This window comes from Solwaraspora sp. WMMA2080, from assembly GCF_027497395.1.
Taxonomy (GTDB): Bacteria; Actinomycetota; Actinomycetes; order Mycobacteriales; family Micromonosporaceae; genus Micromonospora_E.
Genome location: NZ_CP114910.1, coordinates 2,682,070 through 2,694,244, shown reverse-complemented (window position 1 = coordinate 2,694,244; position 12,175 = coordinate 2,682,070). Strand labels below are relative to the sequence as shown.

Genomic DNA, 12,175 nt, shown 5'->3' with positions numbered 1-12,175 from the left:
CGTGGAAGCATCTGTCGCAGAAATCGTCGAGGCCCTCCGGAAGTCCATGCTGGACAACGACCGGTTGCGTCGGGAGAACGAGGCGATCACGGCCGCCGCCGCCGAGCCGGTGGCCATCGTCGGTATGGGCTGCCGCTACCCGGGTGGCGTCGGCTCGCCCGCACAGCTGTGGGATCTGGTCGCCGCCGGGCGGGACGCGATCGGCCCGTTCCCCACCGACCGGGGCTGGGACGTCGAATCGCTCTACCACCCCGAACCCGGCAAGCCGGGGCGTAGCTACACCCGCTCGGGTGGCTTCCTGTACGACGCCGCCGGCTTCGACGCCGACTTCTTCGGCATCAGCCCCCGCGAGGCCACCGCCATGGACCCCCAGCAGCGACAGTTGCTCGAAGTGTCCTGGGAAGCCCTGGAGAACGCCGGCATCGACCCCCGCTCGCTGCGGGGCGGCCGCACCGGTGTCTTCGCCGGCGTGATGTACCACGACTACGGCGCCGGTGGCAGCGACGGGAGCCTCATCAGCGGCCGGATCGCGTACACGCTGGGGTTGGAAGGGCCGGCCGTCACCGTCGACACGGCCTGCTCGTCCTCGCTGGTCGCGCTGCACTGGGCGATCCAGTCGGTACGCCGGGGCGAGTGCCCGCTCGCCCTGGTGGGCGGGGTCACGGTGATGGCGACGCCGGAGACGTTCATCGAGTTCAGCCGGCAGCGCGGACTGGCGGCCGACGGCCGGTGCAAGTCGTTCTCCGACGACGCCGACGGCACCGGATGGGCCGAAGGTGCCGGGGTGCTGGTCGTCGAGCGGCTCTCTGCGGCCCGCCGCAACGGCCACCGGATCCTCGCGGTGGTGCGGGGCAGTGCGGTCAACTCGGACGGGGCCAGCAGCGCGTTGACCGCGCCGAACGGGAGCGCCCAGCAACGCGTCATCCACCAGGCCCTGGACAGCGCCGGTCTGCGCCCCGACGACGTCGACGTGGTCGAGGCGCACGGCACCGGCACCACCCTCGGCGACCCGATCGAAGCCCACGCGCTGCTCAGCACGTACGGCCGCGGCCGACGACGGCCGCTGTGGCTCGGCTCGTTGAAGTCGAACATCGGCCACACGCAGGCCGCCGCCGGGGTCGGCGGCGTCATCAAGATGGTCGAGTCGATGCGCCACCGGACGCTTCCCCGTACCCTGCACGCCGACCGCCCCAGCCGGCAGGTGGACTGGTCGGCCGGGCCCGTCCAACTGCTCACCGAGGCGCAGGACTGGCCTGCCGGCGAACGGCCGCGCCGCGCTGCGGTCTCCTCCTTCGGTATCAGCGGCACCAACGCCCACGTGGTGATCGAGGAAGGCGACCCGGATCCGGCGCCGGCCGCGGACCGCCCGGCCGAAGGACCGGTCGCGGTGCCGCTGTCGGCCCGGTCGGCGCAGGCGGTACGGGAACAGGCGGCACGGCTGCTCGACCGGCTCGACGCCGTGCCGCAGGAGTCACCGGCCGCTGTCGCCACCACCCTGGCCGCCGCGCGTACCGTGATGGATTACCGGGCGGCGCTCGTCGTCACCAGCCGTGCCGACCTCGTCGACGGCCTGCGCCAGCTGGCCGACGGCCGCGGCGGCCCCGGTGTCTGGCAGGGCGAGAACACCGCGGGCGGCACCGCGTTGCTGTTCACCGGACAGGGCTCGCAGCGCCTCGGCGCCGGCCGCGAGCTGTACCAGCGGTACGCGCCGTTCGCCGCCGCCCTGGACGAGATCTGCCAACTGCTCGACCCCCAACTCGACCGGCCGTTGCGCTCCGTCATGTGGGCCGAGCCGGGCAGCGCCGAGGCGGCCCTGCTCGACCAGACGGCGTACACCCAGGCCGCGGTCTTCGCCATCGAGGTGAGCCTCTACCGGCTGCTCGCCGCCTGGGGCGTACGGGCGGACTTCGTCTGCGGACACTCCATCGGTGAGATCGCCGCCGCGCAGGTGGCCGGCGTACTGACGCTGCCGGACGCGTGCCGCCTGGTGGCGGCCCGGGGGCGGCTGATGCAGGCGCTGCCCCCTGGCGGGGCGATGGTCGCCGTGTCCGCCGCCGCCGGGCAGGTGGAGCCGCTGCTGGTCGACGGCGCGTCGCTGGCCGCCGTCAACGGGCCGGCGTCGGTGGTGGTCTCCGGGCAGGAGTCCGCCGTCCTGGCGACGGTGGCCCAATGCGAGAAGCTCGGACACCGGACGATCCGGCTGTCGGTGTCGCATGCGTTCCACTCGCCGTTGATGGAGCCGATGCTGCCCGCGTTCGCGCGCACCGCCGCCGCACTCGACTACGCCGAGCCGGACATCGCCCTGGTCTCCACAGCGACCGGCGCGTTGGCCGACGGCTCGGTGTTGGGCAACGCCGAGTACTGGGTACGCCAGGTGCGCGGCACGGTGCGTTTCCGTGACGCCGTCGGGGCACTGGTCGAGGCCGGTGCCACCACTTTCGTCGAGGTCGGGCCCGACGCGGTGCTGGCGCCGCTGGCGATGCGCTGTGTCGAGCCGACCGGGCGGACGTTCGCCGCCACGATGCGCCGCGCCCGGCCGGAGCCCGAGGAACTGCTCGGCGCGCTCGCCCGGTCCTACGTCAACGGATGCCCGGTGGACTGGTCGGCGGTGCTCGGCGCGGACCGGCGCCCTGGGGTGCCGCTGCCCACCTACCCGTTCCAGCATCAGCGTTTCTGGCTGCCACCCCGCGACACCACGCCGACCGACGTCGAGTCAATCGGGATGACCCCGCTGGCGCACCCGCTGCTGTCGGTCGTGGTACCCGCGCCGGACGCCGACAGTGTCGTCCTGTCCGGACGGCTCTCGCCGACGCGGCAACCCTGGCTGGCCGACCACGAGGTGCTCGGCACCGTCCTGGTGCCCGGCAGCGCGTACGTCGAACTCGCCCGACGGGCCGGCGAGCACGTGGGTTGCGATCTGTTGCGGGAGCTCGCGCTGCAGACACCGCTGGTGTTGCCGGCCGGCAGCGGCGCGGCGCTGCAGGTGCTGGTGGGGGCGGCGGACCACGCCGGGATCCGGTCGGTGCAGATCTTCTCCCGGCTCGACGACACCGGTGCCTGGACCCGCCATGCCGTCGGCTCGCTCGCCCCGGCGGCCGCCGGGATCCCGAACGGCGTCGAAACGTCCGCATCGGATTCGTCTGCATCGGATCTGACTACGACGGATCGGTCCACGTCGGACCTAGTCACGTCGAACCCGTCCAGGTCGGACCTGGCCGGCGTGACCCGGGCCACCGAGCACGGCCAGCCGGAGTGGCCGCCGCCGGGTGCGACCGCGCTGCCGGCGGCCGAGGCGTACGACCGGCTCGCCCGCCGGGGCTACCGGTACGGCCCGGCGTTCCGCGGTCTCACCGCCGCCTGGAGACGCGGCGACGAGCTCTTCGCCGAGGTGTCCCTGCCGGAACCGGCCGCCGGATACGGCCTGCATCCCGCGCTGCTGGACGCCGCGTTGCACGTCGGGCTGCTCGTCGACGACGACCAGGACGTGGCGCTGCTGCCGTTCACCTGGTCGGACTTCAAGCTCGCCGCGGTCGGCGTCCGGGCGGTCCGGGTCCGGCTGACCAGGGTTCGCGGTGACGTCGAGACGAGACTCGTCGTCACTGACACCGACGACCGCCCGGTCGCGTCGGTGCGGTCCATCATCGCCCGGCCGGTGTCCCGTGACCAGTTGGCGGCGACACACCCGGCAGTGGGGGACGCGCTGTTCACGATCGGCTGGCGGCCGGCCGCGGCCGGTCACCGTGACGAGCCGCTGCCCGGGCGGGTGGACGCGATCGGCGACGATCTCGACCTGGGCGGCCACGTGCACCCCGACCTGGACGGTCTGCTGGCGGCCGTCGCCGCTGACGACGTCGACATCGCCGGCGCAGACGCTGCCGACGGCTTCCCGGGTGCGGCGGCACCGATGATCGTGTGCGTGCGCGTCGAGACGCTCACCGCGACGTCGGGCGGCACGCTGCTGCCACGGCTCCGGTCCAACGTCACCGGGTTGCTCACCGTACTGCGTCGGTGGTTGACCGAACCCCGGCTGGCCGCGACCCGCCTGGTGGTGCTGACCACCGCGGCGGTGCCCACCACCGCCGGAGACGGGGTCGGTGATCTGGCTGTCGCCCCGCTGTACGGGCTGTTGCGCGCCGCACAGGCCGAGCACCCTGGCGCGATTCAACTGATTGACGTGGACGGACATGTCGACGGCGCGACGCTGCGTCGGGCCATCGCCACCGATGAGCCGGAGCTGGCCGTACGCGGCAACCGGATTCTGTCCCCCCGACTGGTTCCCACGCCCCCGGCCGCGCCACCGGGCTTCGCCAGCGACGGCACGGTGCTGGTCACTGGTGGTACGGGTGGTCTGGGTGGTCTGGTGGCGCGGCATCTGGTGCGGGTGCACGGGGTGCGGCATCTGGTGCTGGTGGGTCGGCGTGGGTCGGGTGCGCCGGGTGTGGGGGAGTTGTGTGCTGAGTTGTCGGGGTTGGGGGCGCGGGTCAGGGTTGTCGGGTGTGATGTGGCGGACCGGGGTGCGGTGGCGGGTGTGTTGGCGGGGATCGATGTTGACCATCCGTTGACGGCGGTGGTGCACGCCGCCGGTGTCGCCGACGCCGGCACGCTGGAGACCCTCACCGGTCGACAGATGGAGTCCATGCTCGCGGCGAAGGTCGACGGGGCCTGGCACCTGCACGAGCTGACCCGGGAGCTGCCGCTGGCCGCGTTCGTGCTGTTCTCGTCGGCGGCCGGTACGCTGCTCGCCGCCGGCCAGGGCGGCTACGCCACGGCGAACGTCTTCCTGGACGCGCTCGCCGCGCACCGCCGGGCCGAGAACCTACCGGCGGTCAGCCTCGCCTGGGGGCTGTGGGACACCGCCACCGGCATGGGCGCCGCGCTCACCGAGGCCGACCGCCGCCGGATGACCCGGCTCGGGCTGCCGGCGCTGCCGGTCGACGACGGGCTGGCGTTGGCCGACGCATCCTTCGCCGCCGACGCCGCGCTGGTGCTGCCGGTGCGGATCGACCAGCGCGCGCTGGCCGCCCGTACCGATCAGGTGCCGGCGCTGCTGCGGGATCTGGCCGCCACCGGTACCGGCGCGGGCCTCGAGCAGCGCTCATCGGCAGGGCCGTTCACCGACGTCAGCGGTGCCGACCGCGACCGGCGGCTGCTCGACCTGGTACGCCGCCACGTCGCCACGGTGTTGGGACACGCCGGACCGGAGCAGGTCGCCCCCCGGCGGGCGTTCGCCGAACTCGGCTTCGACTCGCTGAGCGCGCTGGAACTGCGTAACCAGCTCGAAGGCGCCACCGGGGTCAGGTTGCCGGCGACCCTGGTGTTCGACCATCCGAACAGCCAGTCGGTGGCCGACTTCCTCGGCACCGAACTCGACCGCCACGCCGGCGTCAGCCCGGCCGCCCTGACCGGACCCGCCGGTACGGCCACCGCGGCCCCGGCCGACGCACCGGAGGACGACCCGATCGCGATCGTGGGGATGGCGTGCCGGTTCCCCGGTGGGGTGGTCTCGCCGGAGGGGTTGTGGGATCTGGTGGTGGGTGAGGGGGATGCGACTGGTGAGTTTCCGGTGGACCGGGGGTGGGACACGGAGGCGTTGTTCGATCCTCGGCCGGGTCGGGTGGGGCGGTCGTATGTGCGTCGTGGTGGGTTCCTGTATGACGCGGCGGGGTTCGATGCGGGGTTCTTCGGGGTGGGTCCGCGTGAGGCGCGGGAGATGGATCCGCAGCAGCGGTTGTTTCTTGAGGTGTCGTGGGAGGCGTTGCGGCGGGCGGGGGTGGAGCCGGCGTCGTTGGCGGGTAGTCGTACCGGTGTCTACGCCGGGGTGATGTACCACGACTACGGCCCGACCGGCAGCGCCGGCAGCGTGGTCTCCGGTCGGGTGGCGTACCACCTGGGTCTGGAGGGGCCGGCGGTGTCGGTGGACACGGCGTGTTCGTCGTCGTTGGTGGCGTTGCATCTGGCGGTCGACGCGTTGCGTTCGGGTGAGTGCGAGCTGGCCCTGGCCGGTGGGGTCGCTGTCATGGGGACGCCCAGCATGTTCGTCGAGTTCAGCGAGCAGCGTGGGTTGGCGCCGGATGGGCGGTGCAAGTCGTTCTCGGATGACGCGGACGGGACGGCGTGGTCGGAGGGGGTGGGTGTGTTGGTGGTGGAGCGGTTGTCGGATGCGCGGCGTCGTGGTCATGGGGTGTTGGCGGTGGTGCGGGGTAGTGCGGTGGGTTCGGATGGTGCGTCGAACGGGTTGACGGCGCCGTCGGGTCCGGCGCAGGAGCGGGTGATTCGGCGGGCGTTGGCGGTGGCGGGTGTGTCGGCGGGGGGTGTGGATGTGGTGGAGGCGCATGGTACGGGGACGCGGTTGGGGGATCCGATCGAGGCGCAGGCGTTGTTGGCGACGTATGGGCGGGGTCGGGACGCGGATCGTCCGTTGTGGTTGGGGTCGTTGAAGTCGAACATCGGTCATGCGCAGGCGGCGGCGGGTGTGGGTGGTGTGATCAAGATGGTGATGGCGTTGCGGGCGGGGGTGTTGCCGCGGTCGTTGCATGTGTCGGAGCCGTCGTCGCATGTGGACTGGTCGGCGGGTGGGGTGCGGCTGTTGACCATGGCGCGGCCGTGGCCGGGTACCGACGGACCGCGTCGGGCGGGGGTGTCGTCGTTCGGGTTGAGTGGGACGAACGCGCATGTGATCGTGGAGGAGGCGCCGGGGGATGTGGCTGTGGGTTGGGGGGTGGAGCCGCCGACGCACCACTTCGACCACCAGCGCTACTGGATCAGCAGCCGGAGCTGGGCGAGCGACCCCGCCGCGATCGGCCTCGACGCGATCGGCCACCCGGTGCTCGGCGCCGGACTGAGCACCCCGGAGCCGGGCGTGAAGCACTTTACCGGCAGGCTGGCCCTGGCCAGCCAGCCCTGGCTGGCCGACCACCGGGTGGACGGGCAGGTGCTCTTTCCCGGCGCGGGCTTCATCGATCTGGCCCTGTCCGCCGCGGCCGAGATCGGCTGCGCGCGGATCGACGAGCTCACCGTGCACGCGCCACTGACCCTCGGCGAGGGCGGCGTGGACGTCCAGGTAGTCGTCACCGCAGCCGACCCGGCCGGGGTACGGCAACTAAGCATCCACTCCCGGGACCGCAACGAAGCGCGCGACGCCGTCTGGCGCCAGCACGCGTCGGGCAGTATCCGGCCCACCGGTCCGTCGGACAGCCCGCCGCCGGGGCCACGGCTGGACGAATGGCCGCCACCCGACGCCGTACAGCTGCCGATCGACGCCCTGTACGGGCGGCTCGCCGAGCGCGGCCTCGGATACGGCCCGTCGTTCCAGGCGGTACGGGCGGCATGGCGCCGGGGCACCGAGGTCTTCGTCGAGGTGTCCGTGGCCGACGCGGCCATGGACCGGTTCACCCTGAACCCGGCCGTGCTCGACGCGACCACCCACGTCCTGCTCGACGGTGACGGGCCGGTGGAGGTGCCGTTCAGCTGGCGGGGGGTCACCCTGCGGCACGCCGGTGTCGAGACGGTACGGGCGCGCATCGCCCCCGTCGGTGAACGCGATCTGTCGCTGACGCTCGCCGACGTGGCGGGAGAGCCCGTCGCCCAGATCGAGACGATCGTGGCCCGGGCGCTGCCGTCGACCAGCGAGCCGGCCGGGGCCGTCCACGAACTGCGGTGGCAGGCCGGGCCCCGGTCGGCGCCGGACGCCGCACCGTACCTCGAATGGGACGCCCGCCCACCCGGACAGCTCGATCCGGTGCCGGTCGTGCTGCGGTGCGCGTCCGCCGACGAACTGCCGGCGGATGATCCGGTCGCCGCGACCCACCAGAGCGTGACACGGATCCACGACGCGTTGTGTGACTGGCTAGCCGACGAACGGTACGCGGCAGCCAAGTTGGCCATCGTCACGCGCGGCGCGGTGAGCGTACGGGCAGGTGGTGGGGCTGTCGCGGGTGGGCCGGACGATCCTGACGTCGACCTCGCCGCCGCTGCGGTGTGGGGTCTGGTCCGCGCGGCGCAGGCGGAGAACCCCGACCGGTTTCTCCTGGTCGACCAGGACGGGCGGGCCGAGTCCGCACAGGTGCTCCCCGCCGCCCTGGCCAGCGGGGAGACCGAGCTGGCGATCCGGGGCGGGGAGCTGCTGGTGCCCCGGCTGACGGTGGCACCGGTGCCACCGTCGCCCGCGCGGCGCGCCCTGCCGCCGGACGGGACGGTGCTGATCACCGGCGGCACCGGTGGTCTCGGCGCGGTCGTGGCCCGCCACCTCGTCGCCACGTACGGCGCACGGCGTCTGCTGCTGGTCAGCCGTCGGGGAGGTCAGGCGCCGGGCGCCGCCGAGCTGGTGGCCGAACTGACCGGCATGGGGGCCGAGGTCGCGGTCGTGGCCTGCGACGTCGCCAATCGCGACGCGGTCGGCGAGCTGCTGGCCGGTGTGCCGGCCGCGTACCCGCTGACCGCGGTCGTGCACGCGGCCGGCCTGCTCGACGACGGGGTGCTGACGGCGCTGACCCCGCAGCGGATCTCCGCCGTCCTGCGGGCCAAGGTGGACGCCGCCTGGCATCTGCACGAGCTCACCGCCGACTCCGAACTGTCCGCGTTCGTGCTCTTCTCGTCGGTCGCCAGTGTCGGCGGCGCGGCCGGGCAGGCCAACTACGCGGCGGCCAACGCGTTTCTCGACGGGCTCGCCCAGCATCGGCACGCACGCGGGCTGACGGCACAGTCGCTGCTGTGGGGTCGGTGGGCGACCGGAGACGACATGGCAGCTCGACTGTCCACGGTCGATGGCGGTCGGCTCTCCCGGTCCGGACTGCTGCCGCTGTCGGCCGAGGAAGGGCTCGCGCTGCTGGACACCGCGCTCGCCAGTGACGCCGACGTGCTCGTGCCGGCCAAGTTCGACGTCGCGGCGCTGCGTGCCGAAGGCTGGGCGACGGCACCGGTGTTCCTCGGCCTGACCGGCCCGGTCACGCCGGTGCCGGCCGGACCGCTCGCCGCCTCGACGACGTCACCTGCGGGTGCCTCGCCCACGGGCGCGGGTGTCCCGGCCGGTGCGGGTACCGCACCGGTGGCTACCGACGGTGCCGATCGGCTCGCGGACCTGCCGGCGACAGAGCGCCGCGCCGTGCTGCTCGAGCTGGTGCGGGCACATGCGTCGGCGGTGCTCGGCCATGATCGAGCCGACGCGGTCTCCGCCGAGCAGGGGTTCCTCGACATCGGATTCGATTCGTTGACCGCGCTGGAGCTGCGCAACCGACTGACCGGTGCAACCGGGCGGAAGCTGCCGGCCACGCTGATCTTCGACTATCCGAGTGTCGCCGCCGTCGCGGACCATCTGACCGCCGAGTTCGGCGCCGACGAGTCCCGCCGGATCGGCGAGCACTTGGCGACCCTCGAAGCGACCCTGGAAGCGGCGCTCGCCGGGGTCGGTCCCGGCGACGAGCAGCGCCTGGCGTTGGCGGCACGCCTGCAGGCGTTGGCGGGACGGCTGGCTCCACCTCCAGACAGGACGGGGTCGACCGCCGACGAGTTGGGTTCGTCGAGCGCCGAGGAGTTGTTCGAGCTGTTGGACGGGGAACTCGGCCGGTCCCGCTGAGGTCTTCGTCGGTGGGTCGCTGGCCGGTGACGCGCCCTACGAGTGAGATCCTTGGCTGGTTCGACCGGCCGCAGGTGGTGCCCCGTCGCGGTGGGTCGCGGGTTCCACCGGGACCGGGTCGAGCCGGCGGCCCCCCTTCGCCGGCGAGGGAGTGCGACACTGTCAAAGTCGGTGAGTGTGACGGGCCCGGCTCCGGCGGCAGCGGTTGGTCCGGACGAGTTCGGTGGTCGACGGCCGGTGGTGGCCGAGGTGGTTCGGTAGGAGGAGTTGGCATGGGTGTCGGTCGGGTGGTGCGGTTCGACGAGGGCCGTGGGTACGGTTTCATCGCACCGGACGACGGTGGCGACGACGTCTTCGTCCACGCCGGGGAGTTGACCCAACGGGGAATCCGGGTGGCTACCGGCACCCGCGTGTCGTTCAAGGTGATCGACGGCGGCCGGGGGCCGAAAGCGTACGACGTCGAGATCATCGATGATGCCACCGCTCCCACCGGGGGCCCGGGCGGTCGTACGGCGGGCGCTTCCGGCGAGGGCGGCGACGACGAGCTCTGCGAGATCTTCTCCGAGCCGGAGTACCTGCAGCGGATCACCGAGCTGTTGCTGTCCGACGCGTCGTACCTCACCGGTGCGCAGATCGTCGAGTTGCGTGGGCACCTGCTGCGGTTCTCCCGCAAGTGCGGCTGGGTCGACTGACTTCCCGACCACCCGCTACCGCCGAGCACGGCCGACAAGGAGCAGGGGCGAGAAGCAGGTTTGCCCCGCGCAGGTCGGGTAGACAGCCCGGATGACCGGGTCCGAGCCTCCGGCGTACAGCCCCGCGGCAAGCCCGAGCGCCGCGCGACCGGCGCTGCCCGTGCTGATGTACCACTCGATCACTTCGGCGGCCCGGGGGCCGCTGCGGTCACTCGCCGTCGGGCCGGCCCGGTTCGCCGAGCAACTCGCCGCGCTCGCCGACGCCGGATATCGGATGGTAGGCCTCAGCGAGGCGCTCGACCTGCTCGACGACGCGGCGATCGACCGCAACCGGCCGGCTCCGTCGATGGTCGCGCTCACCTTCGACGACGGGTACGCCGATTTCCTCACCCGCGCGCTGCCGCTGCTGGACGCCGCGAACGCCCGGGCCACCCTCTACCCGTCGGTCGGGCACCTCGGGCAGTACGCCGACTGGCTGGGCCAGTGGGCCGACGAGTTCGGCCCGCTGCTGGACTGGACCCAGTTGGACGAGGTGGCCGGGTCGGGCCGGGTCGAGATCGGCTCGCACGGTCTGCTGCACCATCCGCTCGACGTCCTGCCGCCGCAGCGGGCGGCGGACGAGATCGTCGTCGCCCGGGACCGTCTCGAACAGCGGTTCGGCATCCCGGTCCGGTCGTTCTGCTACCCGCACGGCTACCACGACTGGCGGGTCCGGGCGGCGGTCCGCCGGGCCGGGCACGACAACGCGTGCGAGGTGGGCCGACGGCGGTACCGGCCGGGCGACCGGCGGCTCGCCGTACCCCGGCTGCTGCCGACCGGTGACCACGACGGCACCGCGCTGCTCGACCTGGTCCGCACCGGCGGACCTCGGATGGTGCCGCAGGCGAAACGACTGGCCCAGCCCGCCTGGCGGTTGACCCGGCGGGTGGCCCGGCGGGCCGGCCGGCAGTTGACGTGACGGCCCGCCGTTGGTGGCGGCGCGGCGGCCTGCTGGCGGTCGCGGCCGGCCTTGCCACGCTGGTCCTGACCCTCGGTGTGCTGGTTCCGCTACTGCAGCACCGTGCCAACCAACCCGACCAGCCCGACCAGACCAGCCAGCCTGGTCAGCCCGACGGGACCGGTCAGCCGGACTCCGGCGGCGGACCGCCGCCGGCCGGGCCGCCACCCACCACGGCCGGCGGCGACCGGACGACGAACCCGTCCGGGATCGCCCTGCCCACCGGCGATCTGCCCGGCTGGCGGCAGATCTTCGTCGACGACTTCGACGGCACCGAGCTGAGCGACGACTGGTTCGCCTACTCCGGGCAGCCGGACGGTGATCCGGGCGGCTGGTTCGACCCCGGCCACGTGTCGGTCGGCGCCGGCATGCTCACCATCGGCGGCTGGCGGGAAGCCAGCCGGGACAACATCTACGTCACCGGCGGGGTGTCCAATCGGCGGGCGGTGACCCGCAGCTACGGCCGGTACGACATCCGGTTCCGGATGGACCAGGGCACCGGGATCGCGTACGCGCTGCTGCTCTGGCCGGGCGACAACGTCTATCCGCCGGAGATCGACATCGCCGAGGACAACGGCAAGGGCCGGGACCGGATGTACGGGGTGCTGCATCCGGTGACCGGCGACCGGATCGGGCATGACGTCGGCGGCGACTTCACCCGCTGGCACACCGCCGGTCTGGAGTGGACGCCGGACCGGCTGGTCTACACCCTGGACGGCGAGCCCTGGGCGACGGTCACCGGCGCACAGGTGCCCGACGAGCCGATGGCGCTCGCTCTGCAGAGCCAGGCGTGGTACTGCGGGCACACCTGGGAGGCCTGCCCGGACGAGACGACACCGGACGTGGTCAACCTCCAGATCGACTGGGTCGCCATCTACGCTCCGGCCTGATGCCCGGCAGGGCGTCCGCTGTCGG

4 protein-coding genes are annotated in these 12,175 nt (G+C 73.1%); all 4 read left to right on the top strand.

Annotated elements, in window-relative coordinates:
* Position 1 precedes the first annotated feature (1 nt).
* The 4 genes from O7543_RS12335 to O7543_RS12320 all read left to right on the top strand — a co-directional run bounded on the left by O7543_RS12335 (position 2) and on the right by O7543_RS12320 (position 12,150).
* The gene (locus O7543_RS12335; RefSeq protein WP_281553697.1) at positions 2-9,571 is read left to right on the top strand and encodes a type I polyketide synthase; all 9,570 of its coding nucleotides are present in this window, start codon (positions 2-4) and stop codon (positions 9,569-9,571) included.
* Positions 9,572-9,843: 272 nt separating this feature from the next.
* Positions 9,844-10,263 carry a cold shock domain-containing protein gene (locus O7543_RS12330; RefSeq protein ID WP_281553698.1) on the top strand — a complete coding sequence of 140 codons (420 nt, stop codon included), beginning with the start codon at positions 9,844-9,846 and terminating at the stop codon, positions 10,261-10,263.
* 91 nt (positions 10,264-10,354) lie between these two features.
* Positions 10,355-11,221, top strand: a complete 867-nt coding sequence (locus O7543_RS12325; protein WP_281553699.1) for a polysaccharide deacetylase family protein — start codon at positions 10,355-10,357, stop codon at positions 11,219-11,221.
* On the top strand, positions 11,218-12,150 hold the full coding sequence (locus O7543_RS12320; RefSeq protein WP_281553700.1) for a glycoside hydrolase family 16 protein: 933 nt from the start codon (positions 11,218-11,220) through the stop codon (positions 12,148-12,150). Before O7543_RS12325 ends, O7543_RS12320 begins: the two co-directional genes overlap by 4 nt.
* Positions 12,151-12,175: the final 25 nt, after the last annotated feature.

Bases quoted from the DNA above. Each gene is read 5' to 3' on its own strand.
- O7543_RS12330 (WP_281553698.1), top strand. From the start codon at position 9,844: ATGGGTGTCGGTCGGGTGGTGCGGTTCGACGAGGGCCGTGGGTACGGT.
- O7543_RS12325 (WP_281553699.1), top strand. From the start codon at position 10,355: ATGACCGGGTCCGAGCCTCCGGCGTACAGCCCCGCGGCAAGCCCGAGC.